We start from the raw sequence: 23,691 nt of genomic DNA on the forward strand, positions 1-23,691 counted from the left end.
TTGTAGGGAGGGTTGCTGAAGTGAAAACATTTAAACTGGTGTCACTCGAAATCCTCGATGGTGAGGATTCAACGGAAATTCCCCTGGAAAGCGGCCTAATCATTAACAAGGAAGACAAGCATTCCAACTGGCTTCTCGAAGCCTATACCGGGCTCGAGCATTATGATTTTTTCAGAAATTTGTTTGACGCGGGAAACGAGTTTATCGTGGAGGCAGTTATTACGCACAAGGATAACGATCCGGCGTATTTCCAGACCAGGGTTTGTTCCCTGAAAAAGTTTGAAGAGCATATCAGCGTCCTCCTGCAAGGCCAGCTAAGGAAAACGAAAAACAACTATGCCGAAATCCTTCTTGGCCAATTGCTTGACCAAGGCTATAAGGGAAACATGCTGCTTGATGAATTCAAGGACAAAATTCAGCGCAAACCTAAGCTCAAGAACCGAAAATCTGAGGTTTGACGAATAGCGAAAGACAGCTCATTCATTTGGGCTGTTTTTTTAATGAGGGGGAATTGGTGGGTTCCAGGTACAGCAAACCATAATAAATTACCTCACCCCATGACTTACATACAACAAATTCTTTCGACATTCTGAATTCAATCAAACGTTTGATTGAATTTCCCGGATTGCGCATGACAAAAGGGCTAGGAACATAAACCTCCCACGGAAATTGGCGGATTTTGGGGCGGCTGTTTGAGGAGGAATGCCAGCCATGTTTAAATGTCGAGAAAGTACTATCCGAATCGGGATAATAGACGTTGGAGGCTGCCAGTACGATGATTTCGGGTGGTGTCTTTAAAACTCAACCGGAGTCTTTCCTAATTCAAGCTGTAAATATAAAAAGGCCGGAAGATCTCCCCTCCGTCCTTACTTCACCATTTTGCTTAACGGCGTTTTTTCTCGTTGTTTGTATCGTCATTTGTATCGCTAGGAAGGCCATCCTCGTCGACCCTGCCATCGTTATTCGGGTTTACATCGTTCCCTTTATAGTCCTGGTTGCGATCTTGCGGAGGAGGATTTTGTTCATCATCATTTGTTCCACAACCTGCGAGGGTTAGCATCGCACCACAAATCATCCCTGCGAGGAGCATGGACAGCTTCTTTTTCATCAAAAAAGCCCCTTTCGTTTTGTTTTTGGGCCGGACATCGGCTTCTCTTAAAATGCCCCAAAACGAAAGGAACTTGCATCCGGGGATGGACAGAACACAAAAAACATACAGTGCCAGTTACAGTCTAGGATGAAAGTATGCGGCACTGTATGCTTTAATGTTTTTACTTAATAAACTTATTTCAAAAATGGTAAACCTTTTCCAACAAAAATAATCCAAAAGGCCCATCATTTATTGCGCCTGGCACCCAACTGGACGAAAAAGCCACACAGCAGGCTCCTAACACCCACCTGGGCAGAATACAACCGGGGCCTTGCACCTTTTGGCGTCTAATTTAGCTAAACAATCATTTGTTTTGGTCGATGAGGGCAAACATGATTTCAACCTCGCAGGCGAGTTCGCCGTCAACCGTGGCGATTCCCTTGCCTTTTCCCATTGGGCCGCGGAATCGGACCATTTCTACTTCAAGGCGAAGCTGGTCCCCGGGATAGACTTGCTTCTTAAAGCGACAGTTGTCGATGCCAGTGAAAAAAGCAAGCTTCCCGCGGTTTTCCTCACGCTTCAGCATGGCAACAGCCCCAACCTGGGCAAGCGCTTCGACAATCAAGACTCCAGGCATGACCGGGAAGTCCGGAAAATGGCCGTTGAAGAATTCCTCATTGGCGCTTACATTTTTTATACCAACCGCTCGTTTCCCTTCTTCGACTTCAACAATTTTATCTACAAGCAGGAATGGATAACGGTGAGGAATGATTTCTTTGATTTGTTTAATATCAAGCATTTTAGTACCTCCTCATAATATGAACTAATAAAACCATTTTACTGTTTCCGAATAAGAAAAGGAAGGGATTTCTCCCCTCCCCTTATTCACTTCTTGATAAGGTCAAGAATATGTGTCCATGTAGACTTATTAAAAACATCCCCGGCATTTCCATCCCCGAGCACTCCATACCCGAACATCGCCCCGCCTATTGCGCAGACGACAATCAGAAGGATGAACAGGATAATCCTGAGCCAGATTGGAATTAGCCTGATCCGGACGTATTTCCGGTTCCCGGTGGCCTTAGCTATTCTTTCCTTCTTTGATTTTTTATATTGTTCGCGTGTTTTCGGCTCTTGCTGCTTATATGAGATAGAAGACATAATGAACTCCTTTTAAACGGGAACCATGGCAAACCCGGTTCCTTTTTGAAAAATGGATCGAAAATTGCATCCTATATCCCTATTATAAGGAAAAACAGCAAATTAAACATCCTTTTTCACAATCCCCAAATTTAGGAACACTTTGGGCGGCATCATCAAGAGATTTTTTTTCGGATTCACTCAACAGGGCATTCGGCGACAACTAATTTGGGTTGCGGTCATTTTTCCGTGCATCAAAGCTTCCGTGACAGCCTTCCGCGTTTTTCCCATCTCTATCGACCGCCAAAACGCTAAAAAGCTGGCGTTCCCTCTCCAAATAAATAAAAGCCCGGCAAACTCGCCTGCCAGGCTTCCATTATTTATTCACTTTTAGCCCAATTTCCTTCTAGCAATCCGGTCGATGTTGTCGAGCATAACGCCGGTCCCGACAGCTACGCAATCCATTGGATTTTCGGCAACGAGTACAGGCACCTTCAGTTCCTCGGCAAGGAGCTGGTCAATCCCATGTAAAAGGGCGCCGCCTCCAGTCAGGATCACTCCGCGGTCAATAATATCTGCGGAAAGCTCGGGCGGGGTGCGTTCGAGGACACTCTTGGCCGCCTGGACGATTACCGCAACCGATTCACGAAGGGCCATTTCGATTTCCTCGGAATGGACTGTAATCGTGCGCGGCAGGCCGCTGACCATATCGCGGCCGCGGATTTCCAACGATTCCTTGCGTGAACCAGGAAAAACGGTCGCGATTTTTATCTTGATATCCTCGGACGTTCGCTCACCAATCAACAGCTTGTACTCGCGTTTGATATAATTGAGAATTTCCACATCAAATTTATCGCCAGCCATTTTAATCGAGGAGGAAGTAACAATGTCACCCATCGAAAGGACGGCGATATCAGTCGTTCCTCCACCAATGTCGACTACCATGTTTCCGCTTGGCTGGAAGATATCCATTCCCGCCCCGATAGCAGCCACTTTCGGCTCTTCTTCCAGGTAAATTTTCTTGCCGCCACTTTTCTCCGCAGCTTCCCTGATTGCCTTTTGCTCAACGCTCGTAACATTCGTCGGGCAGCAAATCAGGATGCGCGGCTTCGATAAAAAGCCTTTCACGTCAAGCTTGTTAATAAAGTACTTTAGCATCGCCTCCGTCACATCGAAGTCGGCGATCACCCCGTCCTTCAACGGGCGGATGGCAACAATATTGCCAGGCGTACGCCCAACCATGCGGCGGGCCTCTTCCCCTACGGCAAGAACACGGTTTGTATTTTTATCAATAGCAACGACGGATGGTTCATTCAGTACGATTCCCCGGCCCTTTACGTGAATAAGCACGTTGGCCGTTCCAAGATCTATCCCAATATCCCTTGCAAACATTGCTTCTTTTTTCCTCCTCGAAAACGGATTCCACATACTGTCCTAATTTTGTATTGTATCATAACAGTTCCGTTTTCCATACCTTTTCCGGAAGCTTCCATAGATTTTTGACGAAATTTGTTGCATTTTTATGAAAAATGGCGATTTAACAGTCTCGAGTTCCACATCTTCCTTCTGGTACTTCATCTTCGTTGCTTTCCCGCCCGTAAATGGCGATTGATTTATTGTAATTAGATTTCAGAAAAAAAAGTGAAAATACAAAAAGGGCGTAAGCAATAAACGCTTCCGCCCTTTTGAGTTGTCCCGCATTAGCAAAAAGTCAAGCCCCCACCTCTCGATTCTTGGTGTAAATGGGCAGGATAGGTTAGGGATGAATAACCCCCTACAGATTGATGTTTCAGTTTATTTTATTGTTACTCTTACATTTTCAAGTACTCCCCCTGCACTTGAAACGATTGTAAGTGTTTCGCCTGCTGTGATTGCCACACCTGTGCCTCTATATCTAAACGCTCCTAGTGTATCAACCAATCCTTTTGCCACAACCTTATTATTAGCAGGGGATCCTATATAGAAAGTAACCTCAACCCCAAGTCCAAACACTGTGGATGTACCATCGATTCTCCATTCCCTTTTATCTCTTCGATACTCTGCGGATGAGACTGTCAACACATCAGGTTTCGCAGTAATTTCAACTGTATCTGTTGAAGTGGCCCCGCCTGCACCAGTTGCTGTGAGTTCAAAAGTAAGAGTAACTGCTTTTTTAGGGAATGTAAATGTTGGTGTTGGAGTATTTTCTCCATTAAGGACAACCTCTGGTCCCCCGATTTGCCTCCAATTAAATTTTGTTGTGTTTTCCGACCCGCTTCCATTTAGACTAACAACACTATTTTGTTCAACCTCCTGGTCAGGTCCTGCATCTGCAATTGAATCTGGAGCAGAATCAAGGACTTTAACCTTAACAGTGCTGGACACAGAATCAGCAGGGCCAGTTATTGTAAGCTCAAATTCAAGCTCTTCTTCACTTGATGGAGCCGTAAATGATGGCGTTGCAGTATCCGCTCCCGACAATTCAACTTCCGTGCCTGAAAGCTGCTTCCAGGACCAGGATTTTATTGGGCCGGTTGAGCTACTACCGTCCAAAGTTACCATGTTTCCTTTTATGACTGTTTGGTTACTACCGGCAAACGCGACTACTGGCATTGATGTAAACGAAGAACCGGTGATTGTAACTGGAACGATTAAGGTGCCTCCCATGGATGACTTAATGGTGAAGCTTGGTGGTACATAATGTTGGTCAGTTATTACTAAAGTTCCACCTTCTAAAAGCCCGTAGCCCTTCACCTCCAATTGAGGAGAACCAGCTTTATCACTTGACTCAGCATTGAATGTAAGAGTTTTGTTATCAATATCATATAGGGCAGCTGCGGTAATTTTATCAACGAGCTTTATTTCTTTCGAGCTAACCGGACTGTCACCTTTATTTGTCACGAGAATTCTTTCCGGCACCGTTTCACCGCTAAAAGAAAGCCGCGCAAAATATTGGCCGTTTCCTCCTGCCATACGAACAGGATCAAAACCCGTTCCGCTTACTTCAATTGACTGATTAGATTCCTCTGAATAAGCAAATACATCAATTGTACCCCCTGTTTCATCAACACGTTCATAGGTAGCTTGTTGAATTTCCACTCCATTATTGGTTGCTATTTTGCCCATCAATGAAAAGTCATGGACTTCAATACAATCTGGATTTTTTATCGTTTGATTAGGATTATTTGGATTTGGTTCCTCACAGGCAAATGTCGAGAATACACCATTTGTTCCAACCGCTATCCCTGGTCCTTCCACCCGGAGGAAGTTTTGGGGCTTTTTCGTTTTTACATCAATAAAAACACTACCTACAACTCGGTGATTTTCGTTTGGATCACCGATATATCCTGGCGGTGCATCTGGTTTAACATCCGGGTCCCATTTTAGAAAAGTTCCAATACGGCTAGTTAGTGCGAGCTGAGGGTTCCCGCCACCCATGTCACCAATGTCTTGAGTAAATCTGATTTCGCCTAAATCAGGATTTTTTTTATCAGGCTCTGCAGTTAGTATATCCACTCCATATGGATGTGTAATTTTATACGTTTCATGTGCTTTTATGCCTTCGATTCTAAACCTGATACGCCCAAAAATCATCTGTTGCCCATCTGTCGGAACTTCCTGGGTGAAAGCAGCCTCGAGCTGAAAATTAGCAACAACTCTGCCTCCTGTCCCTGTTTCCATTTCAGCACCTGCCAGCTGGTAAAATGCCTCTGAAGGAAAATTATCAGGGAATGAGATTGGCTTTGATGGATCCGGTACATCTTCGGGCAGGATTGCGCATAATGGGTCATTTGCGTCCAGGCAAAGCTGGAGCCGCGTTCCTGCAGAATCTTTAAACCAAACTGGAAACCCGTTTTCGCTACTAATAGGACCCATCTTAGTAAGCTGTTTACCGTCTGAAACCTCATTTGCAGAAGCATTTTCCAAGTATAGTCCCCCAATGACTAACAAGCCACATATTACAACTAGAAGTAAACTTTTCGCTGTTGACTTTTTTCGAAGAAGTTTTGCCATTACGACGCTTCACCTCACAAAAAATTTTTAAAAAAATACTGGATTGTATTTTGAAGTTGATTTCCCCTACAGGCTCTATTCGTTTCGTCTCACTGTATTTGGCTAGCCAGTTAATCAATAACTTGAATGCTTTGTAGATTAGTTGCTTCGGCTGGAAAGTGGGTTTCTTACTATAATCATCTCATGGGCTGTAGTTTACAATTTCCTGCTTACTGCCTGTTTGTACTGGATTTGACTTTACTCTATCCCCTCCAATATCAACTGACAGCATAAAGCCCAAATAGAATGTCACGATAGAAAAGCAGGCTAAAGCAACCGCAAATGCCCGATTCATTTTTTTGAAGCTGATTAAAATAAAACAGATAAACAACAGCGAACATCCGATCAGACTGATGGAAGAAATGGTAGGAGACAGCCCAATAATAGTTTGAGGAAATTCTGTTTTCATAAAAAGCCAATCCACCCATGTGATTGAATTACCCGGTGTGTTGTTCATTACTGCTACGTGTGGAGGACTAAGGGTACCCATTACACCTGTGCAGTAAAATACAAGCATTAACAACAAACACTCAGCTCTAATCCATTTCCGGGGATCAAATGCGTGGTTTTTTACTAATTTTCTAGAAAGGACCCCATTAATCAATGCAAAAGCTAAAACAGGGATAATACTTAAATGCTTAAGAAGCAGCATGCGCCCATATGGAATCGCCCAGCTTTCAACATAACGAATGTCGGCCATAACCAAATCCATGAGAAAGAAACCTGTGACAGAAATAGCGGCCAGGCAACCGATTGCAAGGACGGTAAACCAGTTTAAAAACTCCCTCCAGTTTTCCGAGTCTTCGCTGAACCAGCCAACAATCAGAAGCACTCCTACCCAAACAGCGACCAAGATAAAGTGGGCTGAATGTGAGTATATTCCGTACTTGGATAGCGAAGCCACATGGCTCCCATTCGCAATTGCAAATACCATTAGCATTAACAATTGAAGCCGGTATATTTTCGACCAGTTAAAATATACATTAAGCCATAATAAAAGCGCCCATATCGTCAAAAAAATCCAAGAACGGCCTGCCTGCGTTTCGATCAAGGAGGCAGAAGCCGCACCGAGTAGCCCATAGCTATCTTTAAAAATGAAAATTATATTTAGCAGTGGGATAAAGGAAATGAACACTGTTCCTACTACACAAAGTTGTACTAGCTTTTTAGGTACTAAAATACGAGGCTTCTTTTTTTCTGGAATTAAGTCCAATAAAAAATAACCTGTCAAAAAGGAAATGAGAATGTACTGCCCAAATTCGGTTATAGGAATTAAAACACTCATCGCATTTCACTTCCTCTTTTTAAACAGGTAGGCGATACCAACCAAGCTACCTAGAATAATTGCTGCTAGAGGCAATGGCTGAAGAATAGGTTGTTGCTTTTTTTCTTCCCCTTTCTTTTCGGACAGTACTTTCGGTTGTTCTTTAGTTTCAGCTGATTTCGCAGTATCTTCTTCAAGAACGATTGTCGGTTCATTCCCGGTTTGAAACTCATCGGGATTCGAACTCATTTTCTCCCATTCTACTTGGAAATTTATTTTCCCTTTAATAGGGTGTCCATCCATACCCATCACTTGCCACTCTACAAGGTAGTTCCCTTTTTCCAATGGCTCTGTTACTTTACCTATTATCTTTGAGCCATTAACTTGAACTTGTTGCAGTTTTTGCTCCTTCCCATCCTTTAAAAGCTTCATTGTACTCATTTTTTCGATTGTGTCATCAAAAGAAACCGTTAATTCCTGGAGTTTTTCTGTAACCAGCTGGCCTTCAGCTGGAAAGGAGCTAACAACACTCGTATGTGCACTAGTCATAGATGGTGCAATAATTACAATGAAAAATAGAAAAACCAGGAGTTTTTTTATCAACTTTTACACCTGCCCAGGTTTATTAAAAATAATAGTGTTCTATAGATTAAAGAGAGCAACCTCTACTCGATTGCCCTCTACAATCATCTGCAGCTAAAATCCCTTTGTTATTTAATTTGAATCGGAATCCTGCCATTGAACAGGAATGCATCACTTAAGTGGTGCCTGTATTCCACTTGGGCAAAACCATCTATAGGCTGCTTTGCTCGAATGAGTACGTCAATGCGTTGGGCAGTACTCATCTCAATTGGAGTCCCTACTGGATGTGTGTATGGGTGATTGTATTTTCCAAATGGCGGAACACCAAGGGCACGCCCATCAACAGCAATCACAACAACATCGACTGGGAAACTGACCTTTATTTTTGTATATGCAGCACAAAGAATCCGGACTAAGATGGTTTGGTCAACCTTTGCAGCGATAGAAATTTGCATACCTTTTACTCCACTGTTTAAATCAGCGGGAAGGGAAATACCTGGTTTTATTGATGCGGTACTTCCGAGACGTCCTGGAAAATTCACTCCGGTTACGACGAAGTAATTTGGGTTGTAATCATGAAATGCAAAGAAATCATATTTCCCACTGTCATTTTCACGGAATCGATCATCTACCCCGGGTCTATTTCCATGCTTTGCGAAAGTTTGATGGGCATGGCTTGCTTGTTCACGCCATACCGAATCGATATCATCAATAACCCACAAAGCCTCTACATCATATGGAACCGTCATTGCAACAGGGTCTCCGCTTTCGAGCGTTCCACCTATGAAGCCTGGGAATTCCGGGAAATCATTCAAGTTTGCTGCAGTCCTGCGCGGATAGCCGCCTATATTTTTCCCATCAGTTGGATCAAAGGCATCCGGTGGCTCAACAATGAGAAAGCCATATAGGCCAAAATCAAAATGTTGAAGAGTATTTCGATGGCAGTGGTAAAAATAGCTGCCAATATGATTAGGCTGCCATTGGTAAGTATACTCCCCCAAATCCATTGACGTGTGGCCAACACCATCATTCATTGCTGTGGGCTCAATCCCGTGCCAATGAATGGTATGTGGTGTTTGACCATGCCCTTCTACGTGCGCATGAAAAACAACTCCCCTTGGGACTCTGATGGTTGGCCCGGGAAAGGTTCCGTTTTTTGCCGCAGGAACATCAGGATTTCCAATTAAATAAAATTCAAGCTTTTTTCCATCCCACATACTTAAGTCAGTCCCATGCATCAGGTATATCCTCTCAGTATTTGGGATGGCATTTGTTGCTCCACGAACAGTCGCGGCAACAAATGCAGGAACGGGGTTCGTCGGGTTAAGCAGTTCAGGTGTCGGCGGGCTTGCCTGCGGGGGATCGAATGACTTAACCCACTCTGCTTCATGGCCTTCAACAGACCTGCGTGGAATTAGGAAACCAGGTTTTGAAAACGACATGGCTCTTCTCCTTTATTTAAATAGCTCTTATTTGACTTAAATTTAATGGCCACCCTTATGGGAACCGTTTTCCGGAGGTTTAGGTTCAATCTGATTTCCTTGACCAGCAGCTTCTGAACTTTTCATTTGCATAGAGCCATTTCCATAGCCAGCGGCGGGCCCTGTGAATTCCGGTCCATGATTTGTTGGTGAGTTTGGAAATGTAATGACTCCCTCTGGGGTGTTTCGGTCACCAATGATTGCTAATCCGCTCATCATGCCAAGTCCATAATTTCCTCCCTGGGCGGATTGGCTTGTTTCTGCATGATCGTGCATAGGATAGCAAATCGGCGACAGGCGGACAGAAATATCGAAATTCCCTGTTCTTGTTCCAATCTCAGGAAAATGCATATTAAGTTCGTCCGTTGGCGGCCAAACAGGATGAGGCGCGGATCCCGGAATTGCAGGATTTCCAATAGACATAAGTGGCTCATCCGCAAGTCCAATTCCTCTCACATTCGGGATGTCAGGCGGCCTTGTGAACGGCACCACCCATTCGACCGTCTCAAGCGGATTAGATGTGTAAGTATCCAGCCATATTACATTGTCCATCGCTTCACCGTTTACCCCTGTAACATAAACATGGTTTCCATGGAGATGAAGTGAGTGCATGGATAAACCAGCATTCAGTATACGGATAATCGCCGGTTCACCTACCCTGTGATTTGGAGCAATATAGGGATTATGAGCAGCAAAATAACCGGATTGGCCATTTATCGTAAAAAATTCTGGTTTTTTGTTTTTTCCATCAGACCTGAATCGGTCAGTTTGGAACGATTTCACAAACTGGGCCGCTGGATAGTCTTTTCCAGCTGTATAGTTTCCTACTTCCGTGAACAAACGGGAACTCGCTTCGTGGAGAATCCAGATGTACTGCCGAAATGCAGGAGTATGCGATGCGGGATCACCCTCCTCCCACGATAAACCGGGAAAATGCTCAGAAGAACCAAGATCATCGAATAATTGCTGTACAGCTGGTGTCGGGTTCGAATAAGGCGTATAGTTATGTCCCCCCACAGGTTCATTCGGCATGACTACCAATGCTCCATGGAGCCCCATCATCCGATTTACTGGCGCATTCAAGTTATCGTAGTATAAATAGGTACCGGCTGCATCAGGGACAAATTCTACTGTTTTTGTTTCTCCCGGCCTAATCGGGCCTGTATCAACCAACCCGCTTATATAGAATGCATGAGGTTCATCCAAAGCATTGGTTACCGTGACTTTCACGGTACTACCAACTGTTGTTATAATATTTGGGCCGGGTATCTCTGCCGGAAAGTTCTCCTCTTTATAAAGCCAAAAATAGCACTGTGCTTTATTTTCCGAGTTATGCGTTACCATATTCTTCATAGCATCCGTAATCGTGAATTTTAATTCCTGTGCTAAAACCGTGGTATTGGCAAGCTGTGAATCTCCAGAAATCCAGGAGGGCATCATGCTGCCTATCAGTAATGTCGCAATTCCTCCGCCTGCATATTTTACAAATTCCCGTCTGTTCATCGTTTCTTTCATACACACTCCTTTTATGGCTCATTAGTAAGTCCAAAGTATCGAGTTTTTTCCAGAAATATTCCACAAGCATAGTAGTTTATTATTATTCAGGAGGTATTCCCAAAATAACTTGCCCCTGAAAATTTTCCCAACATGAAAATAGTGACAAATTATTTAGAAACATGGACAATTAACCACAATAGAAAAAATGAGTTATGTATTCTTCCCGGTTCAACACACGAGTGGAAACACCGTGAAATAGGTACAAGAGTAAGAGTTTGTCCCGCAATGAAGGGCAGTAAAACCCCCACTGTTTGCCCTCTAATATGGCAATCAATAAATACTGAAGGAAATCCCGCTTCTAAACACTAAAAATCACCCACTGAAACAATGGGTGATTATTAAGCCTATTACAGTTCAAATCCATTATTTTAAATACTCTTGTTTATTTATAGGTTCTAATTAAGTATCTTCTTTTCCAACTGAAACAGGAAACGAATACACTAATCTCCCGTATCCTGCTCAATTCGGGCTAAAAGGAGTAGCCAACCAGCTGCTCCTTTTTATTCATTGCCTTAAATTAAGGTGGCCAACGTTTTAATGCGACTTGAAGAAATTTGTTTTTTTCTGGAAGTTTTTTACTTTACAGGCTCGCTTTCCGCATCTTCCTTCTGGTATTTCATTTTCGTTGCTTCCCCGCCCCTCAAATGGCGGATTGATTTATGGTAATCAAGGATTTCCTTCACTTCGTTTGCAAGCTCCGGGCTGATCTCCGGCAATCTTTCCGTTAAATCTTTATGGACCGTACTTTTGGATACGCCGAACTCTTTCGCAATTACGCGAACCGTCTTCCTCGTCTCCACGATATACTTTCCAATCTTGATTGTTCTCTCTTTGATGTAATCGTGCACACCACTCGCCCTCCCTTAGGTTGGATGTGAGAAGTGTGAAATGAGACCCGTTATCACTTCGACGAATTCTGCCTTCCGCACCCATGAACCGGCGCGGCAGATGGCGGCCTTTTTCACAAAAAAAGCCCTGCCCTCTGGCCCTGTGAGGTCTAAACAAATCCCTGGCTAAATACACATTCTCCTCAAAACGACTCTTCACCTCAAACACTCTCTTGTACAGGTTTGATAACAGTTTATTAGCTTGGATAGGCGAATATGCACACCGGACAAGGAGTGCCGGGAAGTTTTTGTAAAAAACGGACAATGCACCATGTTTCCTTTCCCGCTTTTGTTCCCCGCACACGAGCGATTCCGAGGAAAAAGCAGCCGAAAAATAAGGAAATTTCCACAAAAAGGGCAAGCCCATCGGATAGGTTGGATATTTTCCTTTTTAGAACTCAATTTGATACAATAACCGTAGGTCTTTAAGTGCCCAGCTTAACAGGGCAGAAAATTCTACTTGCCAATCACAGGAGGATACAATGACTAAACTAAAGTTTGCAGTACTTGGATGCGGAAGGATTTCGTACAAGCATATCGAAGCATTAATCAAAAACAGCGAGTATGCAGAATTGGTTGCAGTGTGCGATATTGATGAGAAACAGGCTGTGGGGCGGAAGGAACAGTACGAAGCCAGTATTCAGGGCTCTGACGTAAAGGTTTATACGGATTACATAGAAATGCTTGAAAAGGAGCAGCTTGACGTCGTTACAATCGCGACAGAGAGCGGCTACCATGCTAAGCATGCCATCGACTGCATGAATAGCGGCGCCCATGTGCTTGTTGAAAAGCCAATGGCGCTTTCCGTCGAAGATGCGGACAACATGATTGCGGTCGCGAAGGAAAAAGGCAAGAAAATTTGCGTTTCTCACCAGAACAGGTTCAACCCTCCAATCCAGAAGCTTAGAAGGGCTATCGAGGAAGGGCGTTTCGGCCGCATTATGAGCGGAACAGCGCGGATCCTCTGGACGCGCGACATGAATTACTATAAGCAGGCCCCATGGAGGGGAACTGCCGCACTGGATGGCGGGACTTTGATGAACCAGTGTATCCACAACATCGACTTGTTGCAATGGATGCTTGGCGGCGCTGAAATTGAGCGGATCCACGCTGAACGGGAAACATTCCTTCGTGATATCGAAATGGAGGACTTCGGTGCTATCCTGATCAGGTTCAAGAACGGTTCAATCGGAATTGTCGAAGGCAGCGCCGTCGTCTATCCGAAAAACCTCGAAGAAACGCTGAGCATTTTTGGCGAAAAAGGAACGGTTGTCATCGGCGGCCTTGCTGTCAACGAAATCAAAACATGGCAATTTGCCGATGAGCGCGATTACGACAAGGAAGATACAAGCACCGATATCGACAGCGTCTATGGAGAGGGCCACACGCCGCTCTACAAGGACTTCATCGATGCCATTAATAAGAACAGGGAACCTCTTGTTAACGGGGAAGAAGGCAAAAAAGCGATGGAAATCATCCTGCGCGCATACGAAGTTTCACCGAAATAAGGAAGACAAAAACACAGCCGGCGCGGCTGTGTTTTTTGTTTGTGGAAGATCGTTTGTAAGAATGCGGATTTCGCCATGTTCCTTTTAGGAATGCCCGTGTATCTTCTATCTCCATGCTTCCTCCAGTGTTTCCCGGAAAAGTTGGTTCAGCTGTTCAGTCGGGTCTTCAATTTTGACATTGAGTGTTTTGGCATATTCCTCTAGGCGGCTAATTTCCTCCTCAATAAAGTGATTGATCACCTCAATTCTCGGCTCCAGGTCAAGTTCATCCCCGGCGATTTTCCGCTTAAACAAAATCATCACTTCTTCCTTTAGGACGCCAGTTGGAAGAATATCTTCGACGAGCTCCTTAAACTCCATTGGCGGAATTGTATTGTATTTTTCAATCCACTTCGCCGCCAGGATCGGACGAAGCACGTAAAAATACTTTTTAATCTTTACAGAAGCGCCTTGCAGATAATCCCGGTAATTTCCCTTTGCCATATTGAGATAATGATGGATTCCTGAGACAGGCGAGTAAATGCTTCCGCTCAGATCCCTTAATTTATCGATTGCTGTACCTGCTTGGTAATAGACAATGCTGGATCGGAGCCATTCGAGCAATGGAGGGTTGGACTTACGGAACAGCCTCAACGCCTTGGTCAGCTCCCATCCGCTCACATCGAGCAACTCATCAATCGGAATGGAAATGGGATCGTGCTTTGGGATTTCAATTACATCCCTCCCCGGGTCAATCGATAAATACCAGTCCTGTTTGTGAATGTAAATAAACCGGACATCGTAGTCGCTGTCCTTGGATGGAAACCCCCACGCCCGGCTCCCGGACTCACAGGCAAACAAAATTTTGATGTTGCAGTCTTTTTCAATTGTATTAAGAACGTCGAGGATATGGTCTCTCAAAATGACTTCCTCCTAATTTCAAAAAATAGGTTTTTGTCAGTAACAGCGGACGTTGATGATTTTATCAGCATTTGAGCGCCGTTTATCAGCGAACGCGCATGGGTTATCAGCATTTGGATGCAATTTATCAGCGAACACGTTTGGGTTATCAGTATTTGAACTCGATTTATGAGCAAACACGTTTAGATTGGCATCGAGCAGAGTTTATCAGTAAAAGTACCTGGCCTATGATTATTGAGCCCGGTTTATCAACGAACGTGCTTGTGTAATCCAAATTTTGTCGCTCTATCAGCCTTTAGATAGGTTTTATCATTAAATGCGCAGGTTTTATCAGTAAATGTACATGGTTTATCAGTAAATGTACATCGTTTATCAGTAATTGGACGGGGTTTATCAGCGAATGCAAGGATTTATCAGCGAATGCAAGGATTTATCAGCAAATCACAGCGGTTATCAGCATTCGGGGATCTCCCCCGGCTGGGTTTCCCACTAGATAGCAAAACCAGGGGATTCAGTCCCCTGGTTAATCGTTAACATAAATTTTAATAGCCTATTGGTTGTCAAGACGGGGTCAACTAGAACCCGTTATCCCTATGTAACTATCATTCTCTCTTTTACCCAAGCGCCGCAATTAAAACCTTCACTGCGTCAAGAAGGTCTCTGTCGCTCCAGGATGGCATGGTTTTTTTCCCAGCCACGGCAAGCCCATGGGAAGCCGGAATATGGACGAAACCGGCCGGAATTTCCTTACCTGCTTCAGCAAGCTCATGAAGCACGGCATACATGACATTGTTGCAAAGGTACGTTCCAGCGGTATTGGAAACCTCGGCGGGAAAGCCGCTTTCTTTCAACGTATTTACCATCCGCCTGATTGGAAGTGTTGAAAAGTAGCCGTCCGGCCCGCCCTCGACAATCGGAGCGTCCTCAAGCGTGACACCATTGTTGTCAGCAGCTCCGTCACGGCAGTTAATCGCAATCCGTTCCGGCGTGATTGATGAACGACCGGCAGCGAGCCCAAGCGAAATGACTGCGTCCGGCTCCTCCTCGCGCATTTTTTCCAAAAGCCGACCGGCAGCTGAATTATAATCCACAGGCAAAAGCAAGCCCTTAATTTGGTAACCGCCAATTTCCTGCCCGTCCAAAGCGGATACAATCTTTTCTGTCGGATTGATCGGAAAGGACAAAAACGGCTCAAAGCCTGTCAAAAGCAATTTCTTCACTTACAACCCCTCCTTTACCAGCTGGCAATGCTGCCATCGGTCCTGTGCTCGGTACCGCCCGTCAGCACGCCTGTCTGCGGGTCCCGGACGATAATCTGCCCGCGCCCGAACCCCCCTGAATCATAGGCCATCGAAATTGCATGCCCTTTGGCGGCAAGCTGTTGGATAACATAATTGGGGAATTCGTGTTCAACGTCAACCCTAAGCCCCTCGATCCATTGCCAGCGCGGAGCATCCAGGGCAGCCTGCGGGTTCAGGCCGAAATCGACCATATTCATCACGACCTGTACATGCCCTTGCGGCTGCATGAAGCCCCCCATCACGCCAAACGGGCCAATCGCTTCCCCGTCCTTCGTCAGAAAGCCCGGAATAATCGTATTGTAACTCTTCTTGCCCGGCTGCAGGCAGTTCTCATGATTTGGATCAAGCGAAAAATCGACGCCGCGGTTCTGCATGGCAATCCCGGTTCCAGGCACCACAATCCCCGAGCCAAAGCCCATATAATTGCTCTGGATAAAAGAAACCATATTGCCTTCCCCATCGGCTGTTGCGAGATAGACAGTACCTCCTTTTGGAAGGCTGCCTGGCTCAGGCACCTGTGCTGTTCCCTGAATATTCGCGCGGGCATTTTTCGCGTATTCTTCCGATAAAAAGTCATCCACTTTCGCCCTCATCGTACGCGGGTCGGAAATATAGGCTTTCCCATCCGCGAACGCCTGCTTCATCGCTTCAAGCTGGATATGGATAGCATCCGGGCTTTCCCGGTGCGTAAAATTGTATTCTTTTAAAATATTCAACGCCATCAGGGCAATCAGGCCCTGCCCATTAGGGGGGATTTCCCAAACGTCATACCCCTTGTAATTGACGGAAATTGGTTCGATCCACTCCGCCTGATAGGCCGCGAGATCCGATTCGTCAAGGAAACCACCTGCTGCTTTTGAAGCAGCGGCAATCTTCTCAGCGAGACGGCCGCGATAGAAGCTTTCCGACTTTGTCTCCGCGATTTCCCGCAGTGTGCTGGCATGGTCGGGGGACTTCCACATCTCACCTGGCTCCGGTGCCCTGCCGTCTGGCGTAAACAACTTGAACCACTCATCAAATTCCGGCCCATTGAGCCTAGTTTGAAAAATTTTGTGCGCCCTGGCCCAGTACTTCGCGGTGATTGGCGACAATGGGAAACCATTTTCGGCATACTCGATGGCGGGCCGCAGAACGTCTATGAGAGGAAGCCTTCCAAATCGTTCGGACAGCATCACCCACGAAGACGGTACCCCGGGAACGGTAACAGGTATCCACCCGGCCAAAGGCATTTTTTCATGCCCAAGCTGTTTGACCTTGTCGATTGAAATGCATGCAGGCGATGGCCCGCTCCCGTTTAATCCGTATAGCTTGTTCTGTGTCCAGACGAGCGCGAACGCATCCCCGCCAATCCCGTTTGACGTCGGCTCGACGACAGTAAGGCAAGCAGCTGTCGCAATGGCCGCATCAATTGCATTCCCTCCCTGCTGAAGGATGCGAAGCCCGGCTTGGGCCGCAAGTGGCTGCGATGTGGCAACCATTCCGTTTCTTGCAACAGCCGCCGTCCGGCGTGATGCAAATGGATAATTTAATAGTGTCAAACCCTTTTCCCCCCGGCAATAGAACATAATTTTTTAGAAACATTGCCTTCTGTTTACACTTGGATCCATGGTTTAAATCGGTAAAACTGGAATTCCTTCGTTACACGAAAAGTATACCAAAAGACCCTTTCAGCTGTCTAAAGGTTCTGAAAAATAGGTAACAAATATTTTACTGATGAGGTAAAGGGGTGTTAACATACGGTGATATTTTTGTATGTGCTTGTGTCACGTGGGACCTAACCACAGTCTACGCCATATCCCTGCTCCAACCTATTCTTGCAGCCAAATATTCCTTCAGGAAACGTTAATGGCTTTCCGCGTTTAAAACAGACAGTCTTCATAAGGGGTATTAAGACACTTTCATTTACTTTCCTCTTTCAAAACTGTCTTCATCGATGCCTTGGATACGCAAACAAAATAAAAAGGCGGGAATTAACCCGCCCCCCAAAGGGACACCATCCTATCGGGTGATGATTTATCCCTTTTTTATTATGGAAAGTCTATCAAATCAATCCGTTTACGCTTCTCTAAGGTCCATATGGAGAATATACTGTTCCCCCATCCTTCCCATAATCCGCCTTCCTCGGTCCACAAATCCTGACTTCCGGTATACGTGCTGCGCGGCGAGGTTGGCGTGGTTCACCGCAAGGATTATTTCCGTTTTACCAGGAAAATTCCGTTTAACAAAGCCCCCAAGCTGTCGAAGAGACAGCGTAGCGATCCCGAGGCCCTGATAGCTGCTGTTGATGGAATATGCCCTCAGCAGGATGGCTTCCTTATTCTCCGTAAACTGGGCAATCCCCTCTCCTTCATGCAGGACGAAAAAACCGGCAGGCTCACCGTTGTACAAAATTACGACAGGATGCCTGCCTCTGTCCTCCTCGCATGCTTTCAATGCTTCCAAAGGCATCGCTGTAAACTTCCGCTGCTCCTCAGGCAATGAATACCTTTCAAAATAAGCGCGATGCCAATCGTTATAAAATTCGAGTGCCCCCGCTTCAGCTGCTGTCCTTTGCTCCAATTGTGAATCCCCTCTTTAAGTCATTTTCTGTACTGTTCCTTACGTTCTTTCCCTTCGGTGCACTAGGCTACTTTTTGAATTTCTCCTGTAATCCGCCCGCCCGCTAACTTTTCAGCGCTAATTAATGTCCTGTCCCTTACTTTTTTTGCACTTCATTAGGCTCTTACTCTTTCTGCGCTTCAATAAAGATGTTTTTGACGAGCTTGACAGGAATTTGTGAGCCGCCGCGCTTTTGGACGTTTTCAACGAGCATGGCGACGAGCATATCCCCGGCATCGGCATTATAGGCGACAAACCAGCCGTTCTCTTTGCCAGTTTCGCCTTGGGTGGCCTTGATCTCAGCTGTGCCCGTTTTCCCTGACAAAGGATAGCCTTTTATTTCCGCCGTGCGAGCTGTCCCGCCCGGATCGGATACAACCTTCCGGAGAATCGCGCTCACCGTTGAAGCGGCTTCCGGCGAAATAGCCTGTTCCTTCAGCACCTGCCCATGCTGGTCATCTAGAAGAAGGATAGGTTTAATCATATTCCCGCCGTTCAGGAAAGGCGTGTATGTTGCTGCCAAATGGACGATATTCATCTCCAGCTGCGCTTGTCCATAGCCGGCGTCAGCAAGCAGGATATCCTTATCAAGCGAACCTAGCTGCGATGCCTGGAGCGGGAACGGGTAGCCGAAATCTTCCTCGAACGCAAGCTTCTTCATTCCTTCGCTAAAGCCCTCTTTGCCAAGCTTCAGTGCTGTCTGCGCAAAATAAATATTGTCAGAGAACACAAGCGCGCGCTCAAGATTTACATTGGCGGCCTCATTCACCCGTGTGACAAAGTATCCTCCCCACGAGGCGTCCTTCTGCCATTTCAGGCCTTTTATGTTCATCACATCCGCCGGATTGATCGCATTCGCCGTCAGTGCCGCCCCTGCGACAATCGGCTTGATGACCGATCCCGGCGCGAACTTTTTATTGAACCGCGTATTAAGCGGTTTATTCGGATTATCATCGAGCGATTTCCATTCAGCAGCCGACATCCCGAACACCACTTGGTTCGGGTCGAAGGACGGCGAGCTGACAAGCGCGAGCGTCTCCCCTGTTTTTGGGTTGATGGCGGCCACGGCCCCAGCTTCACCCTTCATCTGTTCGGTAATCTTCATCTGCAGTTCCGCATCGACCGTAAGCTTGACTGGCTGTCCGTCCGCCACCGGCTTTTCAGCAAGAACTTCCTGCCCACCGTCGTCCTTTTTAATCACAATTTGGACTCCGGGTTCGCCTCGAAGTTGTTCCTCATACACCTGCTCAATGCCGCGCTTGCCAATGATGTCTCCGCTTGAATAACCCTTGCCCTCCAGCTTCTCAAGCTCTTCCGCTGTCAATTTCCCAACATAGCCGACAAGATGGGCAGCCGCGGCTCCATACGGATAAATCCTCGATTCCACCTTCTTCGTCTGGACAGGTTTCAGCTTGATCAATTCTGCGATCAAAGTCTCATCGTTCATCGACACCTTTTTAAGCGGCACAAAATATTCCGGCTTTACCCAGCTGGCCTTCACCTGCTTTTCAATGCTTTCCGGCACCATATTGAGCAATTTTCCGAGCTGGGCAATTGTTTCCGCTTCCTGCCCTTCCATATCCTTTGGAACGACACCCACCTCATACACAAGCCCGGTCGTCGCGAGCGGATTCCCTGTCCTGTCAAAAATCTCGCCGCGTTCAGGGGTTTGCGTCGACAGGGAGATTTTATCCCCCTTTCTAAGCTGAGGGAAAATATAGGTTGTATTCCAATCGACATACCAATCTTCTTTTTTGTCCCGCTCCTCCTTCACGAGAAAGGCATCATGGCCGAACTCAATCGGGCCGGCGATGCTGTCCATACTTGCCGTAATGCCGTATGTAGCTTCTTCGCCTTCCTTCTGCTTGTCCTCTTTCGGCTTCGTAAAACTCACCTTCAAATTGCTGATCTCGAGGTCGCCATAAATCTTTTTATATCGTTCCGTAAAATCCTGTTTACTGATGGAAGCTTTTGCTTCCGTGGACAGATACGAGTACATTCCGTCAAAATCCTGTTCGTTCCACAGCTTCACGTAGTCGGAAAATCGGTCTGACGGGTCGGGTTTTTTCTCCGTACAGCCTGCCAGGACGGCTGCCAGAATCACAGCAGAAACAATCATGAACAGCTTTTTCATCACCCATCCCCCTTTTCATTTTGTCTCATTTTACCATAGGTTACGGAAATTCCTGAAGGAGGACACTTTGCGTGCAGGGGGTTGCTCCGAACCGCCAGTAGGGCGTGGGCCAATTTTTCACACAAAAAAAAGAGAGGGTTATCCCTCCCTATTCAACGTATGATTATGAACTTTTTTTAACTCCGGATTTGTCGGAAGAGTCGCCGGATGGCTCATTGAGTCCGTCTTCAGTGGATTCGGCATCTTCTTCATCAACAGGGGCATTGCTTTGCCCTTCACCCTCGGCTGCTTCTTTCTTTTTGGAGGGTTTGGCGGTCTCGCTGTTTTGGAGCGAGCTAAGCGGCTTGTCGAAAAAGTCAGCCGGATTGACCGCTACGCCGTCTTTCCGGATTTCAAAATGGACGTGCGTGCCGCCTTTTTGGTTTACCTGGCTTTGGCCTGCCGCGGCAAGTACCTGCCCTTTATCAACCTGGTCGCCAGCCTTGACCTTGATGTCTTTCACGGACTGATACTGTGTTACAATACCTTTGTCATGCTGGATTTCGATTACATTGCCAAGCAGCGAATCCTCTTCCACCCTTGTAACCGTACCGCTTAATGATGCTACGACATCAAATCCGGAACCATCCTTCATCGCAATGTTGAGGCCGGTATTCGGAACATAGGTGTTGTTGTGAACAACCAATGCTTCCTGCTGCTCTTTCGGATCGGCGGAGTTATCATAGAATTTCTTCTGAATGACCGCGTTCTCCTTGTTTGCGACCGGCATCGCGATGTTCTCAAGCGATTTGTTCACCTCAAGGGCCGGCTCGTTGAACTTCTTTTTGGCGTTTTCAGTAGTTTTGTTGTAATTGTACTTTTCCGCTGAATTTCCGCTCATTTGATACCAAAGGACACCTGTCAGAATGATTGCCGCACTTGCAATGTAGACTGCCGGTACTACCCAGCTCTTTTTAAGAAAACGTTTAAAACCTCGAGAAGATTGCTTTTTTTCTTCCTCTCTCATTATCATCACCTCAGCAATCATTCTGAACACAATGGTAGAATTATATACATTGCCAGATAAATTTTTGGAATATTTTTTGTCATTAGGCGAATTTTTATGCATCACGAAGGAGGATTTTTTATGAAATTTGTTCTTATATGGGTGGTCAGGCTGCTCCCTTTCATCTATATGGCCATGATTTGGACCATGTCCAGCCTGCCAAGCAACCACTTCGTCGAGCTCCCCGACTCGTCCCTCGACCGGACAATCAAGGAATCGCTCCACCTGATTGAATTCGCGATTCTTTACTTGTTGTACGTCCTTGCCGTTCTTTCTGGGAAAATAAAGTTCAAGAGAAGTGTGAATATGCTCCTCGCAGCCGCTGCGGCCCTTTACGGGCTCACGGATGAAATCCACCAGTCGTTCTACCCCTATCGCTCCGCATCGCTGTTTGACCTCTTTAAAGACGTCCTGGGGGTTGCTATAATCTATTACTTTGTGGATGGCGCTTTATTCAGAGGGAAGTTTAAGGGTCTGGGGAGATTGCTTTTGAAATGGAAGGAGTCCATGCAACGCTGAGGCAGTTATTACAAAACATAGAAAACAATAGCTGAATAGGAAGCACGGGATAGAGGCAAGGGTCGGAGTTATTCCATCTCACCATCTATCCTTTTTAATTTGCAATTTAACGCACTTTGCTTGTATTTATATTTATCCCGCATATCTTCCATCGAGGTTCAATTGAAAATTGCTGTTTATTTTAAGTTCCATGCGCACTATAGTACGCATGAAGTTTCCTTAGGAGAACTTTATCCGGGTATTCGGCATTATTATGCGGGTGTTCGGCATTATTATCCGGGTGTTCGGCATTATTATCCGGGTGTTCGGCATTATTATCCGGGTATTCGGCATTATTACCCGGGTGTTCGGCATTATTATCCGGGTGTTCGGCATTATTATAGGGTTATAAAAGGTGAACAACCAGCAAAACAGAAAAGCCGCCCAAGACACAGGCCGGCTTCCCAAAAACGTTATATTATTTCCTCGCAGATGCCGTAATCGTAGCAAGCAGGCTGTCGGCGGGGCTGATTTCAATTCCCTTGTAGTAGTATTTGACGATTTGCTGATAGGATTTTCCCTCTGCGGCCATACCGTTTGCTCCATATTGGCTCATTCCGACTCCGTGGCCGAAACCGCGGGTTGTAATGTGGATCTCATCCCCATGCCGCTCCCAGGTAAAATCTGATGATCTCAAATCCAACTCATCGCGGATTTTTCGCCCGGTTAGTATTTTTCCATTAAAATCAACTTTCCCGACTCGGTTGCCCGCCGTACGTCCGATTATTTTTCCGATTGTTTTTGAATTGCCCACTTTCACGCCAAGCCTTCTTTCAAAATCAGAAACGGAAATGCTCATCCTGTCTTTGAATTTTGGGGATTTCCTGTCCCAAGGACTTTCCACGCTCCGCAAATAAGGAAACGCATTTTCCCAGTAATCCTCCGAATTTTCGGTGAACCCATTGCTAGTTGAGAAAAATGTTGCAGTGATAACCTTCCCATTATATGTGAGAATCTGGCCGTCGGTTGAGCGGACCGCTTCCGCTATTTTCTTCTTTTTCCAGCTGTAATCCCTGCCCCATATTCTTTTCAACTCGGCATCGCTTTTATAAACTTGATGGATTTCGGTATCGCTCACCTGCGCCCCTTCCGGAAGGCCAGTTTTTTCCTCTGTCATCAGTTGTTTGACAATATACGTCCGCGCCGCTAGCGCCTGTGCCTTCAATGCTTCCTCTTCAAACTCGGCGGGCATTTCAGCGGCTACGACCCCTTCCAGGTACTTGTTCAGAGGCAGCTTCTCTACCTTTTTTAGCCCCGTCCTGTATACCGTGACTTCCGCTGCCGTATCGGCTTCTTGTCCGTTTTCCTCAACTGGGGCTTTTTGCAGTTTTTCACCCAGGCTCCCATCCACTCCCCTGTCCTTGTAGGGAAGAACAAGCAATGCCGGGATTACAAGCGTTACCGCAAACAGGAAAGATGCTAGTGCGATGATCGATTTCATATTTTTCATGAACGAGCCTCCATTTGAAAAGTAAACGGCCGGCATAGCCGGCTCCGCTTCAATAAAACATATGGCAATGGACAGGCAGTTATGACTGGAAATTGGCTTATGTATCCAAGCATCAAAAAGCTTTAGTTTCCATTCCTTATACAAGCCGAGCCACGTTAAAAGAA

At 45.9% G+C, this 23,691-nt stretch carries 20 protein-coding genes; 3 read left to right on the forward strand and 17 right to left on the reverse strand.

The features are described 5' to 3' along the window. Positions 1-20: 20 nt before the first annotated feature. Positions 21-458: a YwpF-like family protein gene (locus V1499_RS21395; protein WP_409272418.1), complete on the forward strand. Its 438-nt coding sequence runs from the start codon at positions 21-23 to the stop codon at positions 456-458. 425 nt (positions 459-883) lie between these two features. Here V1499_RS21395 and V1499_RS21400 read toward each other — a convergent pair whose 3' ends face one another. The 10 genes from V1499_RS21400 to spoIIID all read right to left on the reverse strand — a co-directional run bounded on the left by V1499_RS21400 (position 884) and on the right by spoIIID (position 11,994). Beyond that, positions 884-1,108: a hypothetical protein gene (locus tag V1499_RS21400; RefSeq protein ID WP_409272420.1), complete on the reverse strand. Its 225-nt coding sequence runs from the start codon at positions 1,106-1,108 to the stop codon at positions 884-886. A gap of 346 nt (positions 1,109-1,454) precedes the next feature. After that, positions 1,455-1,889 carry a 3-hydroxyacyl-ACP dehydratase FabZ gene (gene fabZ / locus V1499_RS21405; protein WP_316570515.1) on the reverse strand — a complete coding sequence of 145 codons (435 nt, stop codon included), beginning with the start codon at positions 1,887-1,889 and terminating at the stop codon, positions 1,455-1,457. 86 nt (positions 1,890-1,975) lie between these two features. Next, positions 1,976-2,251: a DNA-directed RNA polymerase subunit beta gene (locus V1499_RS21410; protein ID WP_409272422.1), complete on the reverse strand. Its 276-nt coding sequence runs from the start codon at positions 2,249-2,251 to the stop codon at positions 1,976-1,978. Positions 2,252-2,620: 369 nt separating this feature from the next. After that, positions 2,621-3,622, reverse strand: coding sequence for a rod shape-determining protein (locus tag V1499_RS21415; RefSeq protein WP_409272424.1), 1,002 nt, complete (start codon positions 3,620-3,622; stop codon positions 2,621-2,623). Positions 3,623-4,024: 402 nt separating this feature from the next. Then, complete coding sequence (locus V1499_RS21420; RefSeq protein ID WP_409272426.1) at positions 4,025-6,223, reverse strand: PKD domain-containing protein; 2,199 nt, start codon at positions 6,221-6,223, stop codon at positions 4,025-4,027. Positions 6,224-6,404: 181 nt separating this feature from the next. Beyond that, positions 6,405-7,547: a copper resistance D family protein gene (locus V1499_RS21425; protein ID WP_409272428.1), complete on the reverse strand. Its 1,143-nt coding sequence runs from the start codon at positions 7,545-7,547 to the stop codon at positions 6,405-6,407. Positions 7,548-7,553: 6 nt separating this feature from the next. After that, on the reverse strand, positions 7,554-8,129 hold the full coding sequence (locus V1499_RS21430; RefSeq protein WP_409272430.1) for a copper resistance protein CopC: 576 nt from the start codon (positions 8,127-8,129) through the stop codon (positions 7,554-7,556). Between the two features lie 107 nt (positions 8,130-8,236). After that, positions 8,237-9,550 (reverse strand): multicopper oxidase domain-containing protein, encoded by a 1,314-nt coding sequence (locus tag V1499_RS21435; RefSeq protein WP_409272431.1) that lies wholly within the window; start codon positions 9,548-9,550, stop codon positions 8,237-8,239. Between the two features lie 42 nt (positions 9,551-9,592). Further along, a complete protein-coding gene (locus V1499_RS21440) occupies positions 9,593-11,104 on the reverse strand; it encodes a multicopper oxidase domain-containing protein (RefSeq protein ID WP_409272432.1) in 1,512 nt (503 codons plus the stop codon). A 617-nt stretch (positions 11,105-11,721) separates the two neighbouring features. Continuing rightward, positions 11,722-11,994, reverse strand: coding sequence for a sporulation transcriptional regulator SpoIIID (gene spoIIID / locus V1499_RS21445; RefSeq protein ID WP_053368343.1), 273 nt, complete (start codon positions 11,992-11,994; stop codon positions 11,722-11,724). Between the two features lie 521 nt (positions 11,995-12,515). On the opposite strand from spoIIID, the gene V1499_RS21450 reads away from it, so the two are divergent. Then, a complete protein-coding gene (locus V1499_RS21450) occupies positions 12,516-13,541 on the forward strand; it encodes a Gfo/Idh/MocA family protein (RefSeq protein WP_409272434.1) in 1,026 nt (341 codons plus the stop codon). 105 nt (positions 13,542-13,646) lie between these two features. Here V1499_RS21450 and V1499_RS21455 read toward each other — a convergent pair whose 3' ends face one another. The 6 genes from V1499_RS21455 to V1499_RS21480 all read right to left on the reverse strand — a co-directional run bounded on the left by V1499_RS21455 (position 13,647) and on the right by V1499_RS21480 (position 21,480). After that, the gene (locus V1499_RS21455; protein WP_409272435.1) at positions 13,647-14,441 is read right to left on the reverse strand and encodes a nucleotidyltransferase domain-containing protein; all 795 of its coding nucleotides are present in this window, start codon (positions 14,439-14,441) and stop codon (positions 13,647-13,649) included. 614 nt (positions 14,442-15,055) lie between these two features. Then, entirely contained in the window at positions 15,056-15,661 is a 606-nt protein-coding gene (locus V1499_RS21460; RefSeq protein ID WP_409272437.1) for a pyroglutamyl-peptidase I, read from the reverse strand. Positions 15,662-15,675: 14 nt separating this feature from the next. Further along, entirely contained in the window at positions 15,676-17,280 is a 1,605-nt protein-coding gene (locus V1499_RS21465) for a gamma-glutamyltransferase family protein (RefSeq protein ID WP_409272439.1), read from the reverse strand. 517 nt (positions 17,281-17,797) lie between these two features. Further along, on the reverse strand, positions 17,798-18,301 hold the full coding sequence (locus tag V1499_RS21470) for a GNAT family N-acetyltransferase (protein ID WP_409272441.1): 504 nt from the start codon (positions 18,299-18,301) through the stop codon (positions 17,798-17,800). Between the two features lie 163 nt (positions 18,302-18,464). Next, positions 18,465-20,474 (reverse strand): penicillin-binding transpeptidase domain-containing protein, encoded by a 2,010-nt coding sequence (locus V1499_RS21475; RefSeq protein WP_409272442.1) that lies wholly within the window; start codon positions 20,472-20,474, stop codon positions 18,465-18,467. A 163-nt stretch (positions 20,475-20,637) separates the two neighbouring features. Then, positions 20,638-21,480 (reverse strand): peptidoglycan DD-metalloendopeptidase family protein, encoded by an 843-nt coding sequence (locus V1499_RS21480; protein ID WP_409272444.1) that lies wholly within the window; start codon positions 21,478-21,480, stop codon positions 20,638-20,640. Between the two features lie 120 nt (positions 21,481-21,600). Here V1499_RS21480 and V1499_RS21485 point away from each other — a divergent pair, with 120 nt between their 5' ends. After that, positions 21,601-22,038, forward strand: coding sequence for a VanZ family protein (locus tag V1499_RS21485; protein WP_409272445.1), 438 nt, complete (start codon positions 21,601-21,603; stop codon positions 22,036-22,038). Between the two features lie 457 nt (positions 22,039-22,495). On the opposite strand, the gene spoIID is transcribed toward V1499_RS21485, so the two are convergent. Continuing rightward, complete coding sequence (gene spoIID / locus V1499_RS21490; RefSeq protein ID WP_409272447.1) at positions 22,496-23,527, reverse strand: stage II sporulation protein D; 1,032 nt, start codon at positions 23,525-23,527, stop codon at positions 22,496-22,498. Positions 23,528-23,691: the final 164 nt, after the last annotated feature.

This window comes from Neobacillus oceani, from assembly GCF_046237595.1.
In the GTDB taxonomy this organism is placed as follows: domain Bacteria; phylum Bacillota; class Bacilli; order Bacillales; family Cytobacillaceae; genus Bacillus_D; species Bacillus_D oceani.